The 22,091-nt window shown below is 45.8% G+C and carries 24 protein-coding genes and 2 tRNA genes; 4 read left to right on the top strand and 22 right to left on the bottom strand.

Going from position 1 to position 22,091, the window contains the following annotated elements; translation table 11 throughout:
• Positions 1 to 7: 7 nt before the first annotated feature.
• Both HVMH_RS01075 and HVMH_RS01070 read right to left on the bottom strand, forming a co-directional pair.
• Entirely contained in the window at positions 8 to 970 is a 963-nt protein-coding gene (locus HVMH_RS01075) for an alpha-E domain-containing protein (protein ID WP_232087782.1), read from the bottom strand.
• On the bottom strand, positions 971 to 2,422 hold the full coding sequence (locus HVMH_RS01070) for a circularly permuted type 2 ATP-grasp protein (RefSeq protein WP_029910918.1): 1,452 nt from the start codon (positions 2,420 to 2,422) through the stop codon (positions 971 to 973).
• Positions 2,423 to 2,705: 283 nt separating this feature from the next.
• Between HVMH_RS01070 and HVMH_RS01065 the strand changes: the two genes are divergently transcribed.
• Complete coding sequence (locus HVMH_RS01065) at positions 2,706 to 3,314, top strand: response regulator (protein ID WP_029910920.1); 609 nt, start codon at positions 2,706 to 2,708, stop codon at positions 3,312 to 3,314.
• A gap of 48 nt (positions 3,315 to 3,362) precedes the next feature.
• Here the strand turns inward: HVMH_RS01065 and HVMH_RS01060 are convergent.
• Both HVMH_RS01060 and HVMH_RS01055 read right to left on the bottom strand, forming a co-directional pair.
• Positions 3,363 to 3,446, bottom strand: a tRNA-Leu gene (locus HVMH_RS01060).
• A gap of 4 nt (positions 3,447 to 3,450) precedes the next feature.
• Positions 3,451 to 3,526 (bottom strand) — tRNA-Phe (locus HVMH_RS01055).
• Between the two features lie 317 nt (positions 3,527 to 3,843).
• On the opposite strand from HVMH_RS01055, the gene HVMH_RS01050 reads away from it, so the two are divergent.
• On the top strand, positions 3,844 to 5,688 hold the full coding sequence (locus tag HVMH_RS01050; protein WP_051623046.1) for a methyl-accepting chemotaxis protein: 1,845 nt from the start codon (positions 3,844 to 3,846) through the stop codon (positions 5,686 to 5,688).
• A complete protein-coding gene (locus tag HVMH_RS01045) occupies positions 5,688 to 6,260 on the top strand; it encodes a chemotaxis protein CheW (RefSeq protein WP_029910924.1) in 573 nt (190 codons plus the stop codon). The genes HVMH_RS01050 and HVMH_RS01045 overlap by 1 nt, the downstream gene beginning before the upstream one ends.
• Before the next feature lie 201 nt (positions 6,261 to 6,461).
• Here the strand turns inward: HVMH_RS01045 and HVMH_RS01040 are convergent, their stop codons facing one another.
• Positions 6,462 to 8,921 carry a YbcC family protein gene (locus HVMH_RS01040; protein ID WP_029910926.1) on the bottom strand — a complete coding sequence of 820 codons (2,460 nt, stop codon included), beginning with the start codon at positions 8,919 to 8,921 and terminating at the stop codon, positions 6,462 to 6,464.
• On the bottom strand, positions 8,918 to 10,474 hold the full coding sequence (locus HVMH_RS01035) for an NADH-quinone oxidoreductase subunit L (RefSeq protein ID WP_029910929.1): 1,557 nt from the start codon (positions 10,472 to 10,474) through the stop codon (positions 8,918 to 8,920). Before HVMH_RS01035 ends, HVMH_RS01040 begins: the two co-directional genes overlap by 4 nt.
• Positions 10,475 to 10,583: 109 nt before the next feature.
• Here HVMH_RS01035 and HVMH_RS11845 point away from each other — a divergent pair, with 109 nt between their 5' ends.
• A complete protein-coding gene (locus tag HVMH_RS11845) occupies positions 10,584 to 10,706 on the top strand; it encodes a hypothetical protein (protein ID WP_269473357.1) in 123 nt (40 codons plus the stop codon).
• A gap of 87 nt (positions 10,707 to 10,793) precedes the next feature.
• On the opposite strand, the gene HVMH_RS01030 is transcribed toward HVMH_RS11845, so the two are convergent.
• From HVMH_RS01030 to HVMH_RS00955, 16 genes are all read right to left on the bottom strand, one after another.
• A complete protein-coding gene (locus HVMH_RS01030) occupies positions 10,794 to 11,744 on the bottom strand; it encodes a LysR family transcriptional regulator (RefSeq protein ID WP_029910931.1) in 951 nt (316 codons plus the stop codon).
• 52 nt (positions 11,745 to 11,796) lie between these two features.
• Positions 11,797 to 12,420 (bottom strand): BMC domain-containing protein, encoded by a 624-nt coding sequence (locus HVMH_RS01025; protein ID WP_029910933.1) that lies wholly within the window; start codon positions 12,418 to 12,420, stop codon positions 11,797 to 11,799.
• Positions 12,417 to 13,070 (bottom strand): RdgB/HAM1 family non-canonical purine NTP pyrophosphatase, encoded by a 654-nt coding sequence (gene rdgB, locus HVMH_RS01020; protein WP_081822728.1) that lies wholly within the window; start codon positions 13,068 to 13,070, stop codon positions 12,417 to 12,419. Before rdgB ends, HVMH_RS01025 begins: the two co-directional genes overlap by 4 nt.
• Positions 13,031 to 13,432, bottom strand: coding sequence for a hypothetical protein (locus tag HVMH_RS01015; protein ID WP_029910937.1), 402 nt, complete (start codon positions 13,430 to 13,432; stop codon positions 13,031 to 13,033). Before HVMH_RS01015 ends, rdgB begins: the two co-directional genes overlap by 40 nt.
• 216 nt (positions 13,433 to 13,648) lie before the next feature.
• Positions 13,649 to 13,933 carry a hypothetical protein gene (locus HVMH_RS01010; RefSeq protein ID WP_029910941.1) on the bottom strand — a complete coding sequence of 95 codons (285 nt, stop codon included), beginning with the start codon at positions 13,931 to 13,933 and terminating at the stop codon, positions 13,649 to 13,651.
• 11 nt (positions 13,934 to 13,944) lie between these two features.
• Positions 13,945 to 14,205 (bottom strand): 4a-hydroxytetrahydrobiopterin dehydratase, encoded by a 261-nt coding sequence (locus HVMH_RS01005; RefSeq protein WP_029910943.1) that lies wholly within the window; start codon positions 14,203 to 14,205, stop codon positions 13,945 to 13,947.
• Complete coding sequence (locus HVMH_RS01000; RefSeq protein WP_029910944.1) at positions 14,202 to 14,750, bottom strand: ferritin-like domain-containing protein; 549 nt, start codon at positions 14,748 to 14,750, stop codon at positions 14,202 to 14,204. Before HVMH_RS01000 ends, HVMH_RS01005 begins: the two co-directional genes overlap by 4 nt.
• 54 nt (positions 14,751 to 14,804) lie before the next feature.
• Positions 14,805 to 15,107, bottom strand: a complete 303-nt coding sequence (locus HVMH_RS00995; RefSeq protein ID WP_029910947.1) for a BMC domain-containing protein — start codon at positions 15,105 to 15,107, stop codon at positions 14,805 to 14,807.
• 99 nt (positions 15,108 to 15,206) lie between these two features.
• Positions 15,207 to 15,500 (bottom strand): BMC domain-containing protein, encoded by a 294-nt coding sequence (locus HVMH_RS00990; RefSeq protein WP_029910948.1) that lies wholly within the window; start codon positions 15,498 to 15,500, stop codon positions 15,207 to 15,209.
• 30 nt (positions 15,501 to 15,530) lie between these two features.
• On the bottom strand, positions 15,531 to 15,818 hold the full coding sequence (locus tag HVMH_RS00985; RefSeq protein WP_029910950.1) for a BMC domain-containing protein: 288 nt from the start codon (positions 15,816 to 15,818) through the stop codon (positions 15,531 to 15,533).
• A gap of 41 nt (positions 15,819 to 15,859) precedes the next feature.
• The gene (locus HVMH_RS00980) at positions 15,860 to 16,111 is read right to left on the bottom strand and encodes a carboxysome peptide B (protein ID WP_029910951.1); all 252 of its coding nucleotides are present in this window, start codon (positions 16,109 to 16,111) and stop codon (positions 15,860 to 15,862) included.
• A complete protein-coding gene (locus HVMH_RS00975) occupies positions 16,092 to 16,364 on the bottom strand; it encodes a carboxysome peptide A (protein WP_029910952.1) in 273 nt (90 codons plus the stop codon). The genes HVMH_RS00980 and HVMH_RS00975 overlap by 20 nt, the downstream gene beginning before the upstream one ends.
• Before the next feature lie 14 nt (positions 16,365 to 16,378).
• Positions 16,379 to 17,953 (bottom strand): carboxysome shell carbonic anhydrase, encoded by a 1,575-nt coding sequence (locus HVMH_RS00970; protein WP_029910953.1) that lies wholly within the window; start codon positions 17,951 to 17,953, stop codon positions 16,379 to 16,381.
• Between the two features lie 19 nt (positions 17,954 to 17,972).
• Positions 17,973 to 19,943 (bottom strand): carboxysome assembly protein CsoS2, encoded by a 1,971-nt coding sequence (gene csoS2 / locus HVMH_RS00965; RefSeq protein ID WP_029910954.1) that lies wholly within the window; start codon positions 19,941 to 19,943, stop codon positions 17,973 to 17,975.
• Positions 19,944 to 20,005: 62 nt separating this feature from the next.
• A complete protein-coding gene (locus HVMH_RS00960) occupies positions 20,006 to 20,347 on the bottom strand; it encodes a ribulose bisphosphate carboxylase small subunit (RefSeq protein WP_029910955.1) in 342 nt (113 codons plus the stop codon).
• A 46-nt stretch (positions 20,348 to 20,393) separates the two neighbouring features.
• On the bottom strand, positions 20,394 to 21,809 hold the full coding sequence (locus HVMH_RS00955) for a form I ribulose bisphosphate carboxylase large subunit (protein ID WP_029910957.1): 1,416 nt from the start codon (positions 21,807 to 21,809) through the stop codon (positions 20,394 to 20,396).
• Positions 21,810 to 22,091: the final 282 nt, after the last annotated feature.

Here is a 22,091-nt window from a genome sequence, read left to right as displayed (position 1 = left end):
ACACTCCTTATTGAACGCTTCCTGAAACCGCTTCCACTTCCGGGTAGAACCATGTGCGGTAACAAGCATTGTGAATAGCAGAAATTTTCAACTGTAGCACGTCAAGATAATCATGAAGCGTGGTAGACCCGGCTTCCATTTCCGGCGGCTGATCAATCAAATCCTGTAGTTGCTTGATGACTTTCAGAACTTCTCTTGAGTTAGGCAAAATATTCGCCAACTCATGCATTTTGTTTGCACAATACTTGATGGAACGGAATTGCCTGTCATCATACACCAAAAACTCTATAACCGAATTCCCGTTAATCTCTATCTGCACCGCCTGACGGTACATAAAATAGATACCGATGGATTTCAAAATATTCGCCCACAAAATACTGCCATATTGTTCGACTTCTTCCGGATTATATTCTTGTGCTGCGAAGTAACCACCCACATCCAAAATACGAGACGTCATATCGGCTCGTTCAATCAACTGCCCCATCATCAGAAATCGAAATGCCGCATTATCACTCATGGTTCCCATCAACATGCCGGATATTGCCTGGCATGTACGAATGACTTTTTCCAACAATGCATTACGTCGACTTCTCACTTGAAGATCATCAATATTATCTTTCACATAAAGGTAGATTTCATTGATATAAACCCATGCTTCCCTCGGCAAAGAATCGCGTGTGGTACGAATGTTTTCGCGTGCCCACCATAATGAGGAAATCAAAGATGCCGAGTTGTTCCTGTCTCCCAGCAACATCCACATGCAATTTTTTTCGGTACGTGCATCATAGTGCTCGTCGAAATAATCTTCATTACTGGTAATTTCCACTAGGGTATACCAATTCAATTTGACCGATTTCGGCAAGTCGAACATCAACTGCGAGTGAATTTTTGACAGCCTTGCTGTATTTTCGACACGCTCAATATATCTTGCCAACCAATAAAGGCGCTCTGCAACTCTAGACAACAACATTTATGCGCCCTCCTTTTTGACAATCCAGGTATCTTTACTGCCGCCACCTTGTGAAGAGTTCACTACGAGAGATCCTCTCACCAAGGCGACACGTGTCAAACCACCTGCCGTCACATAAGACTTACTCCCTTGCAGGATAAAGGGGCGCAAATCGACATGTCTTGGCTCAACCCCTTCGTCGCACAAGGTCGGCACGGTCGATAAACACAGCGTCGGCTGGGCGACATAATTTCTCGGGTTATCTTCAATCAGTTGGCGAAACTGCTCGATTTCTTCTTGAGAGGCTTTAGGACCAATCAAAAGTCCATAGCCGCCGGACTCATTCGCAGGCTTGACAACCAGTTCTTCTAGATGCTCCAAAACATACTTTCGGTCTTCTTCTCGGCTACACAGATAGGTCGGTACATTTGGCAAAATCGGCTCTTCATTCAGATAAAAACGGATGATTTCAGGAACATAGGCATAAAGCACCTTATCATCCGCAACACCACAGCCAGGCGCATTGGCGATGCCGACATTGCCAGCTTTCCATGCGCGAATCAATCCCGGAATTCCCAGCACAGAATCAGGATTAAACGCTTCGGGGTCAATGAAAGCATCATCAATGCGTCGATAAATGACATCCACTTTCTGCAGACCATCTATGTTTCTCATGTAAACACAGTCATCATCACCGACCACCAAATCACTGCCCTCAACCAATTCCACCCCCATTTCATGTGCTAAAAACGCATGCTCATAGTAAGCAGAATTGAAAATACCCGGCGTTAGCACCACCACTTCGGGGTGAGGGGTATCTGTTGGACAGATAGAACGTAGCATCGACAAAAGTTCATAGGGATATTGATTCATTGGCAGGATGGAGATGTCTCTAAACGCATCTGGCATCACACTCTTCATGACCGCGCGGTTTTCCAGCATGTAGGAAACACCTGAAGGAACGCGAAGATTATCTTCCAACACATAGAAACTACCGGAATCGTCACGTACCAAATCCGTACCGCAAATGCATGCCCAGGAGTGGTGCATGAGTTTCATCCCGGCGCATTCAGGGCGATAATCCTTGGAGGACAAAATAATTTCAGCGGGGACTATACCGGCTTTTAAAATCTTTTGATCATTGTAAATATCTTCGATAAACAGGTTGAGCGCCTTCAGCCTTTGCTTCAACCCCTCGGAGACCTGCTTCCATTCTTCTGCATCGATTACCCTTGGCAATAGATCAAATGGCCATAGGCGATCGATATTACCTTCATCACTGTAAACCGTAAATGAAATCCCCAACTGAGCAATCGTTGCTTCGGCATTCTTCTGTAATTCCTTTACATCTGACAGTGATAGGGTATTAAGATGATTCACCAGCTCTGATGCTGCTGACGTCGGCTGACCGGAATTACCAAGAACTTCATCATATCCAGTACCGACTTTGTACTCTTTGAGTGCCGTACGCATTGCCTTTACTCCTCATTGAACAACCCATTAAAGTAAAGCAATTTTCAGGCTAACCAATAGAAAACTTAATTTAACAATCAGTTAAATCATAATAAGAAAAATTACTAACCAAAATTTATTAAATTTGCACCAAACTAGAAGAAACTGACTCAAAAAGGTATTTGCGCACATATACCCTGCACAGCCATTCCCTTATAAAAAGTAATATTTAAATTATTTGCACAATACGAACAAAAAGAATAATATATCTCTACACACTAAATTAAGAAATAAGACAGTAAATATGCAGCCTAACGAATACACAACCACCACCGAAGCCTGTGAGATCATCGGGGTTTCAAAAACCGTCGTCAAGCGCCTTGCTGATGAAGGCATTTTAAAAACATGGAAAACACCAGGTGGGCACCGCAGGTTGCTTCGCTCTTCCGTTAACGAGTACATCCAGAAGTTTAATAATAAAGCCTCACCAGACCAGACCGAGTCCATAGAACAGACTGGAAGCTACAGCCCCTTTAAAGTAGTGATTGTCGATGATGATCCTCTTACCCAACAACTCATTAGCAGCATCGTACAGAGATTAAATCTAGACATCCTTGTCCATGTTGCCAATGATGGCTACGAAGGTTTGATGATGATCGGTAAAATACAGCCACAAATCATCTTTGCAGATCTTATGATGCCAAACATGAACGGGTACGACATGCTAAAGGCGCTACGCAATAATGAAGAAACCGCAAACACTACCATTATTGTTGTTACAGCAGTACCGCAAGAGCAAGTAGATAGAGAACGTCTACCCAAAGATATCGTGGTCATTCACAAGCCAATTCAAGCCGATATTATTCGCAGTTTCATCAACTACGAATACAATCTAAAATCGAACAATTCCTGAAAGACGGGCATAAAAAAGCCCAAGTAGAAACTACTCGGGCTTCGAATGTGGTGCGAGCGGAGAGACTCGAACTCTCACACCAAAGGCACCAGAACCTAAATCTGGCGTGTCTACCAATTCCACCACGCTCGCAATGTGGTGGCCACACCTGGAATCGAACCAGGGACACAAGGATTTTCAATCCTTTGCTCTACCAACTGAGCTATGTGGCCGTTTTTTGAATTTGCGTATTATAGAGATGGGTTCAAAGGCTGTCAAATACAATTTCAAATTTATTCAAAATATCTTTTCGAAACCAAATCTGGTGGTTTTTCATACCCATTCTGTCTTCTATATCAAATCCACTCCCCCCTCTTTCCTGCGATCACTCAAAGTCTCAAACAAACAAAAAACGAATAAATCGCACAAAAAGGTTTAAATTGATTTTTTTGAATGCTAAAATATACCCAACTAAGATATAAAAAACTTAAATTCGGGTTTTTACGCCCATTTATGGATAATCTCCCAACTTAATAAGGAGGGACAAACCATGTTCTGCCAAAAATACAAAGACCAATTAAATGACGCTCAAAATACCATTTTTGAACAAAACGCATTAATCGATGCCATTAGTCGATCTCAAGCAATGATTGAGTTTGATGTAGATGGCAACATCTTAACTGCCAATGAAAATTTCTTGAAAACAATGGGCTACCAAGCCGCTGATTTGGTTGGTCAACATCATCGTATGTTTGTCAGCGCAGAAGAAAATAGCCATCCGGATTACCAAAAATTCTGGCGTTCCCTGAAAGAAGGGCGATTTGTTTCCGGAAGATATAAACGTATCGATAAAAACGGCAATGAAGTTTGGTTGGAGGCCTCTTACACTCCTTTATTTGATAAGCACGGCAAAGCCTATAAAGTGGTGAAAGTTGCTTCGGATATAACCGCCGAAGTACAACAGGAAATCATCAATCAAGGTCAAATTGATGCCATCAATCGAGTAATGGCTGTGATTGAGTTTGATTTGGATGGTCACATCCTCAATGCCAACGATAACTTTATGGCAGCAATGGGCTACCAACTTAGCGAAATTCAAGGGAAGCACCATAGACTGTTCGTTAAACCGGACTATGCCGAAAGTGAAGAATATAGAACCTTCTGGCAGGATCTGAAAGCAGGTCAATATAAATCAGGCACTTTCCAACGCGTTACTCGACACGGGCAGGACATTTGGCTTGAAGCAAGCTACAACCCTATTCTTGATGAAAAGGGCAACGCCATTAAGGTCATCAAGTATGCTGTGGATGTCAGCAAAAACGAAAACACCTTACTGCTTCAAAACGTTATCGATGATGCCGGAAGTGTTCTTGAACACTTTGCAGAAGGCGATTTAACCGCTCGTATGAAGCAACACCTTAATGACAGACAAGTTAGCATGTTTAGACCACTAATCGAATCACTGACTTTTAACATTCAGGATATGTCCGAAAAACTTCAGGGCGTAATTGTCAGTGCAATCAGCTCTTCTCAGTTTGTTTCTAATGCGTCGAATGAAGTTAAGCAAGGTGCGCTTGATTTGAGCGAACGTGTTCAACAACAAGCCGCTGCGCTTGAAGAAACCAGCGCGACTATGGATCAAATGAACTCTGCCGTACAAGCAAATACCGAAAATGCCCAAAATGCCTCTAAAGTGTCTACTGACGCTCAGAAAAAAGCGAACGAAGGCACAGAGGTCATGAATCAGACCATTGAAGCCATGAATGCCATTGAGGAATCCAGCCATAAAATCGCTGAAATCGTCACCTTGATTGACGGTATCGCTTTCCAGACCAACTTGTTGGCACTGAACGCTGCGGTTGAAGCCGCTAGAGCTGGCGATCATGGTCGCGGGTTTGCAGTAGTGGCAGGGGAAGTCCGTTCACTGGCACAAAAATCTGCCGAGGCCGCTAAAGACATCAAAAAACTGATTGATGAAACCTCGGATAGAGTGAAACAAGGCTCGAACCTAGCAAGTGAATCGGGTGAGATGTTAGGCAACATTAATTCTTCGATTGAGTCTATCACGCAAATGATTGGGCAAATCGCACAGGCATCTTCCGAGCAGGCGACCGGCATCAGCCAAGTACACCAGGCGATTTCTCAAATAGACGAAGTGACTCAACAAAATGCCGCTTTGGTGGAAGAGACTTCGGCCGCAGCAGAAAGTATGAGTGACCAGGCTAACCAATTGAGTCACGACATGGCATTTTTCAAAACCGGCCGCGAAATCAAGCACACACCTCATTTGCCAAAAAAACCTGAAGTAAAACCTATTGCTGCGCCAGTCAAAGCGGTTGCTAAACAAGAGCCTTCAGCGAACAAAGCTGACAGCGATGAATGGGGGGAATTCTAATGGACACGATGAATAACCTGGACAACCAAATCGCTGAGGAAAACTCACCCTCCCACACCCAGTTCCTGACGTTCATTCTCGGCAATGAACTTTATGGGTTGGATATTCTTAGGGTGCAGGAAATCCGGGGCTGGGAGAAAACCACGCAATTGCCGGAAATGCCTAATTTCATCAAGGGCGTCATCAATATCCGTGGCGCCATCGTACCGATAATCGATCTGCGAAACCGTTTCCAGATAGGCAAAGCCACTTATGACGACAGTACAGTGGTGATTATCACCAGAATGTCGATGGAGCAGGATGAAGCCGGAAACTATAAAACCGTTGGTTTGGTGGTGGATGGCGTCAGCGATGTGGAAAACATCAATATAACAACCCTTCAGGGCGTACCAGCGTTTCAGGGCAATGAGGGTATCAGCGATCAATATATACAAGGCGTCGCCAACCTTCGCAAGCAGGACCACGAAGATCTGATGGTCATCGTCTTGAATGTCAATGCGCTTTTAGGGCAAGGGATTTTCAATTATTTGGAAACCGCCGCTCAAGAAGCGCCACAGCTTGCGCAGGCATAAACCCCCAACCTGGCAGATTTTGACAGTGAATTAAAAATCTACCAGGTTGGGTTACTTACCTTAGTTATCTTGGCACCACAGCATCCTCACAACGAATTAATTAAAAAAATGGCGTGCAGCGCGAAACACTGATAGCAGATAGAGAGTCTTAAGAATGGAAAAGACCAGAAGAGCGGGCGCCCTTCTAGCCATAGATAAGCCTTAAGCTTTCGAGCTTAAGAACCTTTCGACAGAACCGTCATGATCCCAACGGAAGCAATAAAGCCACTCATTATCAATCAACTGACGGACAACCTCATTATTTGCTGCAACTTCAGCAATCGCTTCCAGCGGTGCATCAATATAGACGCTCAAACGCAGAGGTTCGTGCATCCAAGTATTTCCGTTGTGCAAGGATTGAAGCGGTAGACCGATTCTCAAATCACCACCATTTCCTTCGAAAACACCGATACAACCATCAACAACGTTATGCAGTACCTTGTTACCGCTACCGTAAACCAAGTTGTCGCAAACCGACGCGTAGTACTGAAGATTGATCCAGTTCGCAACAACCATAGGCGCGGTCATGATTTGTGTCAGCAAAGACAAATCCTTATCCTGCTGCCAGTCATAATCATGCAGGAAGCTTCGCCCTTCGAAGTTCACATGTCGTGTACGGTGTCTTGGCGCAACGATAAAGGCGGCGTTATTGGAAAGCCCCCACTCAGGTCTTACTTGAGACCAGTCTTTTGCACGTCGTTTGATGCGCTCATGAACTTCGTTTTGCTCAAGATGAGACAGACCCAAACGAATCGCACGCTCCTGTCTTGCCAGTACCGTCGCTTGAGACAACCATTCCTTAACGGTTTCGCTCACTTTCTCCGGACCGAATGACGTGAATTCATCCGTCGTGGTGTTGTGCATCGCTGCAATAAAACGGGTGTTGGCTGGAATCTCAATCCCTTTTTTCTTCAAGGTCTCACGCACAGCGCTGTCATTGAGCAGGAAAGCCAATACACGAACATTGATTTCGCCCGTTTGACCACCACAAGCCCCACAATCAAGACCTGCGGCATGAGGGTTGTTGCAGCTGCTGCTTCCATGTCCTACCAACAACACCGTTTCCGCGAAGTTTCGATCCAAGCCCATTGCGGTAAGAATCCCTGCTGCCAAATCTGCTTTTTGCTCATTTGAAAGCTCAGATTCACCTTGAGTCAGTTCAAAACTATCGGATGTCGGTAAATGGTTCACCGGATGCTCATAGTCATGCGGGAACAAACTGTTACGCAACAGTTTAAAAGCATATAACAACCCGGTTGCCTCAACCATACTGAAGGTTGCCGGCGCAGCATTACCCCACTCAATCCAACGCGCTTTTTTGTTAAGCTTGGCGCTGGCATCTAACTTGGTCAGCGCCGGCAGTACCGGCGAAACCTTAATACCAGATTTCAACAAACCCGGCAATTGCGAGCGAGACACGTCGGTGCCAACTGGATGATACTCGATCGGCAAACCAAAGAACCCCGCTACCCCAATGGTTTCAATGTGTGAATCCTGGCTCTCCAACGCTCTACGGATAACTTCCGAACGAACATCAATACAGAACGCCGCCTGTAAAACAGGCTGTGCTTCTGATGGCGTTTCAAACTCCGCTCTATCCGATGAATGTTTCAGCTGTTGACTGACATTGGTCTGATAGGCGATTTCACTCGCGCGTTGCCAAACCCACAGTTTCTCCTGAGCCGCTTCATGCATTCTGATCAACTCAGGAAGAATGTTCATTTGATGTAACCACATGACTTTCAATTCATTGAAAACACTACGATCTCTGTCGCGTTGATGACGCCACAATACCAACTCCCAAGCAACGCGAATCGCCAGGAATTCAATCATCAACTGGTTGTCATAACCGTTGAGACGATCTTGCCAACGCAAATACGCAACCCAAGACGCCCAACCGTTTACATCCATTAACAAAGCTTGCATGTAGTCCGTTACCACGTCATCAGACACACGCAACTCGACCAGTGCCGTTGCCAATAACGTTTCCGGATCTTCCGGCAAATCAAGAAAATGCTGGGTCAAGCCGTCTTCCGCCATAAGGATTTCTATCCCCATGTCTTGACGGGTGGTGCCTAGCCATTCTGAATACAGCCCACTATAGATTGTTCCATAACTGCCTTCATTCGCTTTGAAACGGAAGAAGTCCGCGCAAAACTGGCTGACCTGATGCGTAATTTCATCACGCCAAGCCATTTTGTATTTTCTGTCACGACCACTGTCGACCAAATCACTGATATTGTGCCAGTGAGAGCGCTCGTCATCTTCAATCAAATAGCGCTCCAGGGTTTCAACCGAAAAGTCTTTACCTAAATCCTGTGCCGCCTGCTCCAAATGATCCGGCAACAAAGTCTCCATCCAAACTTCCTGAAAGTAGGACTTAGACATCAAGCATTGCGCTTTTCTCAAGGCACTGACTTTTGCCGACACCTTGGTAAAGGGCATATCGCGCATTTCCCACCAAGGGTTAACGGCAATCAACTCATCCAACGGCCATGTCGGCGCGATCAGTTCGCAAGCCTTCATCACCGCTTGTTTTTGATTATCAGACAAATGAGATTCAACGGCTTGTGCCAAAATCGTCTTCGTATCCGATTTCGATTTTCGTATTGAACGCATCATTGATATAACTCCTCTTTCGGAATTTGCAGCTTCTTAGGCTGGACTCTCATCGGTAGACGAGTCGGGTAAAGTCTTAAGTTCATTCGAGTCACCCACTCGTCAAGATAGAACCCTGCATAAAGCGCACGTCTAAACTTAATGACCGAAGGGCTATCGGCTTGATAGTGGACCAGCAGATAACCTGATACGAATAGGACAATCAGCAGACTGATCCACAGGTCTCCTATCCAACCAAGACTGGCTTCCATCGGCGGTAAAATGAATCCGACCCCAGATTTCTGAATAAAGTAAACAAATAGCAGTGCCGCCGCCAGCGAGAACATATCCAGAAAAGAAACGATTTTTTGTTTCCCATTACGCTCGGCAATCAGCAAAGTTAACGCGACACCTAACAACAACCATGGGCTGTAAGGGCCTGACAAACCAAGCAAAGCGACAAAACCATAGACCAATACAAAAGATGCTAACGCTGCACCAATCCACTCTTTGAGGCTTGGCGTTTCAGACAAAGACAGTCTGCGTTTAAGGCTTGAGTCCACTTCCGAACCAGAGTTCAAGAAGGCGTAGGCCTTGTAGCATGAGTGAGCAATCAAATGTAGTAGCGCCAACTCGAACAAGCCTAGACCACACTCAACGAGCATCAGCCCCATTTGCGACATGGTTGACCAAGCCAACCTCACCTTGACTGAAGCACGCGTCATCATAATCAGAGCGGCCAACACCGTTGTAACCCCACCGACAATCAGCAGCAGCCACTGTGCGGCATCCGAAGCCATAATCAACGGCGCGAAGATAATCAACAGATACCCCCCCAAGTTGATAATGCCGGCATGCAACAACGCAGAAACCGGTGTTGGTGCTTCAACCACTTGAATCAGCCAGCCGTGCAACGGCAATTGCGCACACTTGACCAGTGCGGCCGCAGCTAACATGAATGCTGCCACCTTATCGGCTTGGCTCAACACAGGGTTATCCAGCCATTGCTGGCGAATATCACTGATAAACCAGCTGCCATGCTGATAGTAAAGAATCAAAATGGCTGCCAACAAAAAGGCTTCTGCCACTCTGGCAAAGATAAATTTCTTGTGCGCTGCCAACGCCGCTCTTTGGCGGTTTGGGAAAAACACCAACAATCTATGCAGACTGAAGCTGATGGCGATCCACGCTGCTACCAAAACCAACATGTGGTTGGTGATAACTACGGTCAATACACTGCCAAGTGTCACCAGCAGCCATCTCAAATAGCGTGTTTCCTCTTCGGTATTTCCCGACATATAAACACGCGAATAACCAACGTTGATAAAGCCAATAAAACTAACCAGCCCCAAAATAAGCAGACTGGCCGGTGACGTAATGGTCCAGCGTTCGCTACCATCCAGTGAAACCCATCCGAAAAACAGCGAGACACCTAAGAAAACTGCCACAACCAAACCCATTAGGCTGACACCGCGTGCCAACTGCCAACGCGCTTTTCTTTCGTTCATCATGGCAACCGCGAATAAGCTTAATGGTATAAACCAGGTCAACAAGGTTCCGATCCATTGCAAGCTCATAAAAACTCCTTTCATCTAAAACGTGGTTTTTGACGACTCGTCACAAAACCATTTGATGGTCAGAAAAAACTGACTTAAAAATTCAATTTAAATATTATGGGAAGTTGCTATGAATGAAAAATTGGGAAATCGTATGCTACCCATAGACTATTTGAAATGGTTGCCAGAAGCGGATTGTCGTCAGAAAAAACATCAGACAGGAGGTAGCCTTTACCAGCCAAATAACAGGTAAATGAAACAAGGAAAAAGCAAATAAAATAAGAGCGTTCAAACACTGAATCGAAGCAAGTCCGATGCGTTTGAACGCTGTTGGCTAGGGTTACAACCCTTCAAGTTGGATGTAGTTGGTTCCTTCTTGTTTCAGAAAGTCGAGGAAAGCTGCAGCCAGCAATGAACGCTCTTTACCTGCCGGGTAAACAATATTCCACTGCTTTTCTATCGGAAACCCTTCTACATCAAGTTCCACGATAGGCCCTTCGCGCTTTTCAAGATAAAGCGCATGTTTGGAAACACATGCCACTCCAAGCTCGCCCACAACGCAATGCTTGATGTCTTCATTGCTGTTCATCGTCAAGCGTTCGTTGATCTTCAGCCCTCTTTCCGCGAACATGTTCTCGATAGTCATTCTGATACCGGAACCTTCTTCACGCATAATAAAAGGCTCTTTGGACAAGCGCTTCAAGCTGACTTTTTTCCCTACCAAAGGGTGATTCTTATTCGCAATGATAATCAACGGATTCGGTGCAAACGGGTGCACTTCCAAATCCATGTTGCTTGGCGGAATCTGCCCTAAGATATATAAGTCATCCAGATTTTGGTTGATTCGCTTAATCAGCGTCTCTCTATTGGCAATGGTCATTTTCAAATCGATATCAGGATACTTCTTACAGAATTTTCCTAATGCGATCGGCATGAAGTACTTCGCCGTGGTCATAACTGACACACTCAAGCGACCTCTTTTCATACCGCGAAAATCATCCAACATGATTTCTAGATTCGAGAAGTGATTCAAAACCTCTCTACAGCTACAAGCCACTTGGTTACCGACTTCGGTTAAGTAAATGTTTCGACCGATTTGCTCATACAAAGGCATACCAATCGCCTCGACCAGGCTTTTCACCTGTGCCGATACAGTTGGTTGCGTCAGGTATAGCTCTTCTGCCGCTCGGGTAAAGCTCAAGTTGCGTGCAACAGACTCAAATACTTGGATTTGCCTTAACGTCGCATGCCTGATTAAAAAGTTATTTTGTGGTGGTAAAACATCACTCATAACATCACCCTATTTTGACTCCGATAACCTGGAGGTACCTTTAAAAAATTTGTTACGCTTCGCCACGACAAGTCAGACGCTCTAAGGCTTCTGTTGCCGCTCTTGCAGCTTCGTTAATGTCAGATTCTTTTCCACACATCAACAAACGACCATAAGCACCAACCGCTCTTGCTTCTACTAGCGTGACGTTGGCTGCCTTTTCGGCTTCGTTCGCTGCCAGAATGATGTAACCTGCCGGCTCAGTCTCCATGATAAACATGCTTTGACCCGGCAAAATCATCGATCCCTTGCGGTTATCCCTATTGATAAGGGTTGCATGGTCAGCCGTGACGCCGCGAATAATCTCATTCCACATGATCACACACTTCTGACGGTCGAACTCACGCGTGTTGAGGTGGTTCAAAATCTTTTGACCCGCTTCCAATACGTCGCTTTGATCACGGTGATGGACAACCATCGATCCATAAGCACGCTCGACAATCTGCTGACCCAGGCGGACATTGGATGCTTTCAAAGCAATATCCGACATGCGGTGAACCGCCATCCCCGGTGCAACCTCTATCCACAGCGAAGAATCGCCCGGTACCGGCAAGAAGCCCAAAGAGGCTGTTGCCATGTATGATGCCAACTGTGGCTGAAGTGAATCCAAAAACACATAAGTACGCAACTCGATCATGCTGGCTGCCCCTTTTGTTTCAATTGATTCAATACCGACTGGACAGCTTGCGCTCTATGACTGATTCGGTTTTTGATTTCCAAAGGAACCTCCGACACAGCCTTTACCAAATTCGGTATCCACATCACATCATCGTAACCAATACCCTGGCCACTTCTTCGCTGCATTAAAATCTCTCCATACCAATGCCCGATACCGACTAACGGCATCGCATCTTCTGCATGCTCAACATAAACCACCGCACAGCTATAACGTGCTTTTCGCTGTGCATAAGGCAGTCCTGCCATTTGCGCCAATAATTTCTCGACATTCTCTTCGTCTGAAGCTTCACCGGCCGTGCCCGCGGCATAACGCGCGGAAAAAATGCCAGGTTGGCCTCTAAGGGCTTCAACTTCCAAACCGGAATCATCGGCGATTGCCGGCAATCCAGTTTGTGCACTCGCATATCTCGCCTTCTTCAAGGCATTTTCCATAAAGCTCATGCCGTCTTCTTCGACACTGCCATGGAAAAAAGACTGCTGTGGTCGGCAATCAAACCCTTCCGAAAAAATCATCGGAGAAATTTCAGCAACCTTGTGCGGATTGTTTGTCGCCAAAACCATCATTTGGGTCAATCCTCCAAACGAATTTGGAACAAGGCTTCCGAGCATGAAATATTTTCCTGTTCTTCTTTAGTCAAAGACTGGTTCAGATCTGTCTTTAGCTTCGGGTAGGCTTCAGCCTTTACCGCAATCATGAAAACCAATCTATTTTCAAATTCTTCGTCCTGCAGTTGAATATTGGCAATAGAAACTTCTTCATCGTGAATGACGTAGTTTTCTAAGCCATTACTCTGCAACACGGAAATAATCTTTTCCTGTAGGTCATTTGTAGCCAAAATCTGGATCATCTTTTCATCACCATCAAGCGATGACACCGATTGATCAGCTTCATTTGGTTCTACCTTCTGTTTTTCAGTCTTGAAGTGCCACTTTTCTTCGCGGCCATCTTCTTTTTCAATCCAACCAATCACTTCAACCGACCTTCCAAGAATTTATGCTTGTTTAAATGATAGGCAAACCAACCATTTAGAACAAATCGAATTACAAATACCTATCATAGACATTTGTCTATGATTTAGCACTTGAATCCCCACCCTTCGATGTTTCACCCTCTCAAAAAGAGGTAAAAAAAAGGCAGACCACCGTCTGCCTAACTATGACAAAGACCTAATGCCATAAGAGGTGAATTAATCTGGCCAAACTCGTCTACGAGAAAAGCCTTTAATTTGGTCTGCAATATGTGCCGATGCCGACTGTTCCGCTTTTGGTGCAGGAGAAGATACCTTTTTTTCTACTGTCGCGGTTTCGGTAGCGGACGTTGCAGTTTCAACCTTAGCTGTCCGGGCGTTTGCTTGAACGCTAGACTTGGCTTCTGGTTTAGCCGCACTGCTTTTGGCGGTGCTCGCTGTGGACTTGCTTTGTGCTGCAGGACGTTTTGCAGCAGCTGGCTTATTCGTATTCTGTGCGGTCATATACAACCTCCTTAAGAATTGTTTGAAAAACGCTGGTAAGCTTCATCCATACCTTTCGCCAAGGAGTAATCTACTTCTTGGAGTTCATCAGCTTGCGAATAGATAATCACTGAGACGTGCTCTCTTCCGAAACTGATGTTTGGATGATGCTCCAGCTGATCGGCTTGTTCGGCCAAATCATCTAAGAAACTTCTCAAGTTATTAAAATTATCAAACTCAAACCGAGCTTCTAGGCTGGCTGGTTTGCTTTTCACTTTCCAGCGTTCATTCATACAAAGCTCCTATGTGGCTGTTGCTGCATGGTTAAAGATCGATAATACTCATCCAACCAGGTTTGCACTCTCATCAACTGAGATTGCTCTTCCTCAAGTAGTCGATTGAATAACATCAAATCTTCATGCGCACCAAAATTAGCGCAATATTGTGAAGCTTCAGAGTAAAGCTGAATCAAAGCAACTTCTCTTTCTTCACAACTTCTAAGCGCTTCAACCATATTGGTTGCCGGTCCAGCTGGACGAAGGATGCTTCCCGCAGGAAGAGCGCCTTGTGCCACCATACGATCGGTAATCAAATTAGCGTGTTGAAATTCTTCATTTGCCAAAATTACAAAATTTTCGGCATATGCAATTTCTTGACGAAATTTCGCCAGAGAAGCCTGTGCGAGGTAATGCTGACCGGCCGAAAACTCCAAGCTCAGTGCTCTACCCAAGTACCCAAGAATCTGGCTGTTTGCAGCAACCGTCTGAGCTTGAGGAACTTGTGGGTATGCGCCTGCTCCTGGCATCACCGAACCGGGCATTCTAGGTGAATAACGCATGTTTCCCTCCTAACTTCAACATCGAGGGTTAACGAATTAACCCTCTCATTCCAATTAGCTACGGGTTGCACCGTTACCAATTGTCAAAACTGGTTCAACTTCTTTGTGTGGGCGAGCGATGATGTGCGCTGCTACTAAACCGTCACCAACACGTTCACAAGCATCTGCTCCTGCACGTACTGCTGCGTTTACCGCACCGGTTTCGCCACGCACCATTACTGTTACGTAACCACCACCAACGAATTCACGACTTACCAAACGTACTTCCGCTGCTTTTGTCATCGCATCTGCTGCTTCAATCGCTGGAACCAAACCACGGGTTTCGATCATACCCAATGCAATACCGTATTCACTCATAACATTTCTCCTTAATAAGGTATAAGTTTTTGATCGCTCTTAGTTCTGAAAACACAACGTTTCGGGGCGTTGCATTTTCAGTGGTTCAGAGCGTTCGAATTATTTGCTTTCAATTGTTAAAACTGGTTCAACTTCTTTGTGTGGGCGAGCGATGATGTGCGCTGCTACTAAACCATCACCAACACGTTCACAAGCATCTGCTCCTGCACGTACTGCTGCGTTTACCGCACCGGTTTCGCCACGTACCATTACTGTTACGTAACCACCGCCAACGAACTCACGACTTACCAAACGTACTTCCGCTGCCTTTGTCATCGCATCAGCCGCTTCAATCGCAGGTACCAAACCACGGGTTTCGATCATGCCTAAAGCAATACCATATTCCGTACTCATAGCCTTTCTCCTTTTAAATAAAGAACTAACTTATTTCTCAATCATTAAAACTGGTTCAACTTCTTTGTGTGGGCGAGCGATGATGTGCGCCGCTACCAAACCGTCTCCAACACGTTCACAAGCATCTGCTCCTGCACGTACTGCTGCGTTTACCGCACCGGTTTCACCACGTACCATTACTGTTACGTAACCACCACCAACGAACTCACGGCTTACCAAGCGAACTTCTGCTGCTTTAGTCATTGCATCCGCTGCTTCAATTGCAGGCACCAAACCGCGGGTTTCGATCATGCCTAACGCAATACCGTAATCACTCATAACTTTCTCCTTTGAGTTGCTGACTTTTTTAAAACTTACTTCTATTCTGGCTGCCAGTCATCGATGATGCCGCCAACCGTTAAATCCGTTAATAATCGTTTGTCTCCCGCTGCATCTCTTGCCGCGGAGTTGGCGATGGTAAAAACCCAATCACCTGGCTTAACGTCTATCGGGTCCATTGCCACTAAGGTGGCGCCGGTAGATAGACTTTTTAAAACCTTAATTGGTAAATGCCCTAAGTCTTCCAAACGACTGGTCAGTACCAATGCTTGCTTAACTTGATGAATTTCCATCTTCAGGCATCTCCCACTTATCAATAATCCCGACAATCGTCAGATCACTGGGATAACCTTTAATCCCTACTGCGTCACGTGCGGCGGAACTCCCGACACATAAGACCCAGTCTCCAGGTTTGCAACCGATCGGATCGACTGCAACCTGAGGTGTGCCACCATCTTTCTCACGGACCACCAGTAGAGGTTTGTGCTCCATCATCGAGATGCGGCTGGTGGAAACCAATGTCTTATCGACTTTAAAAATTTTCACCCTTAACCTCCTTTCTAAGCGGTTCTTTGCGAGGCAGAAGAATCTGCCAGGTTGGGTAGTTTTTCAGCCGGCTTACAACCGGTAAAATCTCTTAGGGTCGGCATGGTTTGTAACAAGCCTGATACCGACAACTCCTGATAACGATTATGTAAAGCTTTCTCTATGCGTATGGCTTTTGCTTCCGCTCTATCTTTAGAGCCTGGAACACGTCCGTCATAATCACAGCGAACAATGATTGGAATCGGTAAGCCTTTTTTGACATTCAGACCTTTAAAGATCTTGATACCGACATCCACGTCATTCACACCTTCTTCAACCGTATCAAGGAAGCTGTAATAGCTCAGATTGCGAAGTTGTACTTCATCAAAGCCATTACCCACCCCAATAAACCTTTCTGCATGGCCAATATCGCTGTAACAACCGTTTTCAAAGCGATTGACGTATGCAATCTGCGAAAAGTTATTCGCAATCAACCAAGCAATCAGCGCGTTCACGCCAGGCTGTGGTGTGGTTGAACTTTGGTTGAGATTACAATCATCGATTACTTTCTCAATCGCTTGCTTTGCCTGTTCTGCCGACAAACCAGCCGTTTGCTGATATAACTTGTCGGTTTCAACAAAGCGGTTCAAACACACCTTGCCTTGTTCGTTTGGAATATGGATCTTCAAACTGTCGTCATCGGTATTCATACCAATCAACAAGGTTTGAACTGTTGACCCACAACCGAAACGGTTTTCAATTGCCTGTCTAAAATCTTTGAGTTTTGTTAATGCAGCCTCCGCTGCTTTTTGGTCATCACTCCCGTGTGCTGCACAACCCTGATGTGTTGGGTCGGCTTTCGAAAAGTGATACACCGCAATCTTTAAGTAACGCGTCGGTTCTTCAGCCGAATTTGGCTTACCTTCTCTGAACCGCGTGTGTTCTATAAACACCCAGTTTCTAACACTTTCGCTGATGTCGAACAAAGCACCCGCATGGGCCTTTCTTCTGACCGCATCGTAAGGCAGTCTGAGTACATAACTAATCAAATGCGCAAGACGTCCATCCGCACAAGGTGCAACACCTACTGCGTGAAATCCCGCTTGTTTAAAAATGCGTTCGGCTTCTTGAGTTCTCTGACCCGCAAGAGGATCATTGATATAGAAGTCTTCCGACATTCTTAAAAATTGTGCAAAGAGGGTTTTGGCATACAGCGTCTGAAACGCTTTCTGGGATTGCATATTCAATCCAGACAACCATTCTTCTTCTGTAAGCTTTACACCCAACTTTGCAAATAATTGTTGGTTAGCCCAACCAGCAAAATCCGTTTTGCCTTGCTGCGCCAAAATCTCTTTCAGAACACCTTCGATATCATCGAAACGTGCTTTGATTTCAACTTCGTAGCGACGCAACAATTCGTTTTGTGCTTCATTAACCAAAGCATGGGTGCCTGCCAATGTCATCGAAGCTTGAACTCTATCCTCAGCTACAATCTCAGTCGCACCATGAGCAGTTTGTGGTTGCGCCTGCTTTTGTAGCCATTGAGGGTTTGGAGCAATCGGCTTCCAAAACAATGACCTTTGACGATGTGTTTGTTTCAACTTGTTCATCAATACACCCAATTTCTAGTTATGCTCTTGCACCACCGGACAAGGTAACTTTTGCACCCGTTTCCGTGTTACCAGATGAACCGGTAATCGGACTCATAGGTACTTCACTCATCACGCCAGCGTTGAACTGTGCTGCACCCATCGGTGACTGTCTCACTGAACCTTTGATTGACGCGTTACGCTGCGCCGCCCAAGGGCCGTCTGTTCCTGTCACTTTTGAGCCTCTGTCCCAGCCGTCACCGGTAATTTTCGTACCTTGTTCAGCTGGAGCTTCAACCATTGGTTCTGCTGCCGCTTGTGCCATTGTCATCGGAAAATCCGACTCCCCTGGCTGAGCTGCGCTTGAAGGACCACACAACATAGCTGTCTGATCAGTTCCTTGGTAATAGGTTCCTGTTACCAATTCACATGCACCCTTCTGCGCACCGGTTAGACCTACTGGTCCTGGCTGTACACCTGAGATAGAAGGATTCATCCCTCTTGGTTGGCGTACTTTCATCTCATTTTGCTGATCTACCGAGCAAAATTGAGATTGTTCCGAACCGGTATATGGCGTTCCTGTAATCGCTTGACAGTCACCTGCTTCCGCACCAGTCATACCGTAGTATGCACCGCTGCGATCACCAGTTACTTTCTGTCCACCGCGGGTTCCAGAAGCCGTTACCTTTGTTGCCGTATCGACTGCAGGCATCTTGCATAGCGTTTCTGCCTCTTCCACACTTTGGTAACCAGTCCCAGTTACTGATTTACAGGCACCTTTATCGCCCCCAGTTACTGTTTCCAATCGACCAACTTGCGTTCCAGTCGTGGTATTGCCTTTTGCAGTTTGCGAAGACATTACCTTTTGTGGTGCTTTCGCTGGTGCTTTCGGTTTAATCGTTATCGATTGAGACTTACGACTACCGCCACCAGTGATTTTTTCACCGCTTTTCTGTGCTGGCTGAGACATTACCGAGAAGCCGGCTGCCTTAGCTTTTACAGAGGCTGTGCCACAAAACGTTTGGCCTTGATCCGCTGGTAAGTACTCTGTACCGGTTACCGCTGAACAAGTTCCAGGCTCATTGCCCGTCATTTTTTCAGCACGACCTACGCCTGTTGAACCGCTAACAATCTGCCCACGAGTGGTTTGTGTTTGCGTCACTTTTGCAGGTTTGGCTGCTGGTTGAGAACTACAGTTAGTGTTGAACTCTTCCGCACCCAAGTACTCTGTACCGCTTACCAATTGACATGCACCTGTTTCTGCACCTGTCATTTTTTTCTTGCCTTGACCCACTTGCGTACCAGAAACGGTTTGACCACTTAGGGTTTCAGACTCACCAACTTTTTGTGGCAACTCTGTGTTTCTTGGTGGACGAGTTGGTCTCGAAGCGCCTGTTGAACAGACTTTGCCTCGTGAACATTTCTCAGCACGAATTTGCTTCGCAATTTCGCGTGAAGAAGCGTCCGGATTAGCTAACTTCGCTTTGGCTCCTGACTGACTACCGCCCTTAGATTTGAACGCAGTTTGGCCAACCTTACCTTTCACTTGTGCCTGACGGTATGCCTTCGATTGAAGACGACCGCTGGATTGCACTGTAGCTTCCGGTTTTACTGCCGTACGACGCTCTTGTCGCTTGGCTGGTTGTTCCGATCTAGTCTGACGAGGTTCGACAATCGGCTCTTCAGACTGTTGCTTTGCTCTAGTCTTAGGGTGAGGCGTCGGCTTTGCTGCTTGTGTTGCGCTTTTCCCGCTCTTCTGCTGCTGCCTCTTCTGCTTCGCCGCGTCGCGTCCCGCTGCAGATGCCGGAGCAGATGCAGCTGAAGACACTTCACGACGAGGACGAGATGGCTGCGAAGGTGCAGGAGCTGCCGCAGTCACAATCGGTTCTGGCGCAGGTGCTGGTTGACGCGTCGCTACCGGAGTAGCTGATGCTTGAACACCCTTTCCTTTTACCTGTGCTTTGCGGCGCGCAATGGCTGCAGCTCGACCGCTTTGAGCATTGTTACTCATGCTAAAGCCTCCTATTTCGTCTTTATGACTCGTTTAATCACTCGTTATTCGTTCCGTGCGAATTACATTCCGCGAGGACGGTAAACTACAAAGTTATGCCCTTGGCACTGAGTGTAGTTGTCATAACCGATCAAACGAATCATGTGATTTGGGTAAGCTGCACGACATTGGTCGATTTCAGCTAGTACCGCGTTTGGATCACGTGTACCAAACATTGGAAGTTTCCACATACCCCAGTAGTGAGAAGAAGCAGCTTCAGGCGCTTCATGCTCAAGAGCAGGTGTCCAACCTTGGTTGATGATGTAAACGATTTGGTCGTAGATTTCATCAGCCGTGAACTCTGGAAGGAACGAGAACGTTTCCAGTGTGTACTTTGTACGGTAATCATCTGTTTGAATTGACATCTTAATCTCCTTGTATTTTTTAGGATCAATCTAGCTCTGAACGCTCTTATTGAACGTCCAATTTGTCAACGGTATCGAACTCGAACTTGATCTCTTTCCAAGTTTCTAGAGCTACTGCCAGTTCTTTACTCGTACGAGCAGCTTCTCTCAAGATGTCTCCACCTTCTCTTTCTAGATCACGACCTTCGTTACGTGCCTTAACACAAGCTTCCAACGCAACACGGTTAGCAGCCGCACCAGCAGCGTTACCGCCTGGGTGACCTTGTGTACCACCACCAAACTGAAGAACTGAGTCATCACCAAAGATGTTAACCAATGCTGGCATGTGCCATACGTGGATACCACCTGAAGCAACCGCCATAACACCTGGCATTGAACCCCAATCTTGGTCGAAGAAAACACCACGTGAGCGATCTTCTGGAACGAAAGATTCACGAAGTTGGTCAACGAAACCTAGCGTAGAAGCGCGGTCACCTTCCAACTTACCAACAACCGTACCTGTATGTAGGTGGTCACCACCTGACAAACGTAGACACTTAGCCAATACACGGAAGTGAATACCGTGAAGAGGGTTACGGTCGATTACGGCGTGCATTGCACGGTGAATGTGAAGCAACATACCGTTCTCACGACACCAGTTAGCCAAAGTCGTGTTAGCTGTGAAACCAGCAGTCAAGAAGTCATGCATGATGATTGGTTGACCTAGTTCCTTAGCGAACTCAGCACGTTTCATCATTTCTTCAACAGTACCTGCAGTAACGTTCAAATAGTGACCTTTACGCTCACCCGTTTCCGCTGTTGCTTTGTCTACTGCTTCTGCTACGAATTCAAAACGATCTCTCCAACGTTGGAATGGTTGAGAGTTGATGTTTTCATCATCTTTGGTCAAATCTAGACCGCCACGAAGACACTCATAAACCGCACGACCATAGTTCTTAGCTGAAAGACCTAGTTTTGGCTTGATAGTACAACCCAACATAGGACGACCGTATTTGTTCAACTTATCACGCTCAACTTGGATCCCTGATGGTGGTCCACCGCAAGTTTTGATAAACGCGATTGGGAAACGCAAATCTTCAAGACGAAGAGAGCGAACCGCTTTAAATCCGAATACGTTACCAACCAATGAAGTCAATACGTTAACCACAGAACCTTCTTCAAATAGGTCTAGTGGGTAAGCGATGAATGCATAGAATGCGTTCTTATCACCAGGTACGTCTTCGATTCTGTACGCACGACCTTTGTAGAACTCCATGTCTGTCAACAAGTCAGTCCAAACTGTCGTCCAAGTACCAGTTGATGATTCTGCCGCTACAGCCGCTGCTGCTTCTTCACGCGGTACACCTTCTTGTGGGACAACTTTGAAACACGCCAATAGATCTGTATCTAGAGGAGTGTAGTCTGGTGTCCAATAAGTCAGCTGGTAATCTTGTACACCAGCGTCAAACGTTTTACTTGCCATAAAATGCTCTCCTTGTTTTTGGAGTTGAAATAAATTCAAGTGCAATGTTATGAACAAGCCAACCTATTGACTAATTGAAAGAAACGATAGAAAAGATTGAGCGACCTCTATATATAAACGAAGTCGAATAAAGATAACCTATTGATTTGGAAAGAGAATCAATCCATAGATTCAAAAGGATAATTGAGTCAAAAATGCGTGATTTTTGGTAATTTTTTTTGCGGTTTTTAAATTTTTTTTGAAAAAAAGTCTCGACCGACGACAATTTTAGTTGCCGCTTGC

This window comes from Hydrogenovibrio marinus (genome assembly GCF_013340845.1).
GTDB lineage: Bacteria > Pseudomonadota > Gammaproteobacteria > Thiomicrospirales > Thiomicrospiraceae > Hydrogenovibrio > Hydrogenovibrio marinus.
The sequence above is the reverse complement of the archived record's forward strand: the minus strand, read 5'-3'. Positions and strand labels throughout refer to the sequence as shown.

What these genes read in the sequence shown, in the direction of transcription:
- HVMH_RS01075 (WP_232087782.1), bottom strand. Translation starts at nt 970, where the DNA reads ATGTTGTTGTCTAGAGTTGCAGAGCGCCTTTATTGGTTGGCAAGATAT.
- HVMH_RS01070 (WP_029910918.1), bottom strand. Translation starts at nt 2,422, where the DNA reads ATGCGTACGGCACTCAAAGAGTACAAAGTCGGTACTGGATATGATGAA.
- HVMH_RS01065 (WP_029910920.1), top strand. Translation starts at nt 2,706, where the DNA reads ATGCAGCCTAACGAATACACAACCACCACCGAAGCCTGTGAGATCATC.
- HVMH_RS01050 (WP_051623046.1), top strand. Translation starts at nt 3,844, where the DNA reads ATGTTCTGCCAAAAATACAAAGACCAATTAAATGACGCTCAAAATACC.
- HVMH_RS01045 (WP_029910924.1), top strand. Translation starts at nt 5,688, where the DNA reads ATGGACACGATGAATAACCTGGACAACCAAATCGCTGAGGAAAACTCA.
- HVMH_RS01040 (WP_029910926.1), bottom strand. Translation starts at nt 8,921, where the DNA reads ATGATGCGTTCAATACGAAAATCGAAATCGGATACGAAGACGATTTTG.
- HVMH_RS01035 (WP_029910929.1), bottom strand. Translation starts at nt 10,474, where the DNA reads ATGAGCTTGCAATGGATCGGAACCTTGTTGACCTGGTTTATACCATTA.
- HVMH_RS11845 (WP_269473357.1), top strand. Translation starts at nt 10,584, where the DNA reads ATGAATGAAAAATTGGGAAATCGTATGCTACCCATAGACTATTTGAAA.
- HVMH_RS01030 (WP_029910931.1), bottom strand. Translation starts at nt 11,744, where the DNA reads ATGAGTGATGTTTTACCACCACAAAATAACTTTTTAATCAGGCATGCG.
- HVMH_RS01025 (WP_029910933.1), bottom strand. Translation starts at nt 12,420, where the DNA reads ATGATCGAGTTGCGTACTTATGTGTTTTTGGATTCACTTCAGCCACAG.
- rdgB (WP_081822728.1), bottom strand. Translation starts at nt 13,070, where the DNA reads ATGCTCGGAAGCCTTGTTCCAAATTCGTTTGGAGGATTGACCCAAATG.
- HVMH_RS01010 (WP_029910941.1), bottom strand. Translation starts at nt 13,933, where the DNA reads ATGACCGCACAGAATACGAATAAGCCAGCTGCTGCAAAACGTCCTGCA.
- HVMH_RS01005 (WP_029910943.1), bottom strand. Translation starts at nt 14,205, where the DNA reads ATGAATGAACGCTGGAAAGTGAAAAGCAAACCAGCCAGCCTAGAAGCT.
- HVMH_RS01000 (WP_029910944.1), bottom strand. Translation starts at nt 14,750, where the DNA reads ATGCGTTATTCACCTAGAATGCCCGGTTCGGTGATGCCAGGAGCAGGC.
- HVMH_RS00995 (WP_029910947.1), bottom strand. Translation starts at nt 15,107, where the DNA reads ATGAGTGAATACGGTATTGCATTGGGTATGATCGAAACCCGTGGTTTG.
- HVMH_RS00990 (WP_029910948.1), bottom strand. Translation starts at nt 15,500, where the DNA reads ATGAGTACGGAATATGGTATTGCTTTAGGCATGATCGAAACCCGTGGT.
- HVMH_RS00985 (WP_029910950.1), bottom strand. Translation starts at nt 15,818, where the DNA reads ATGAGTGATTACGGTATTGCGTTAGGCATGATCGAAACCCGCGGTTTG.
- HVMH_RS00980 (WP_029910951.1), bottom strand. Translation starts at nt 16,111, where the DNA reads ATGGAAATTCATCAAGTTAAGCAAGCATTGGTACTGACCAGTCGTTTG.
- HVMH_RS00970 (WP_029910953.1), bottom strand. Translation starts at nt 17,953, where the DNA reads ATGAACAAGTTGAAACAAACACATCGTCAAAGGTCATTGTTTTGGAAG.
- csoS2 (WP_029910954.1), bottom strand. Translation starts at nt 19,943, where the DNA reads ATGAGTAACAATGCTCAAAGCGGTCGAGCTGCAGCCATTGCGCGCCGC.
- HVMH_RS00960 (WP_029910955.1), bottom strand. Translation starts at nt 20,347, where the DNA reads ATGTCAATTCAAACAGATGATTACCGTACAAAGTACACACTGGAAACG.
- HVMH_RS00955 (WP_029910957.1), bottom strand. Translation starts at nt 21,809, where the DNA reads ATGGCAAGTAAAACGTTTGACGCTGGTGTACAAGATTACCAGCTGACT.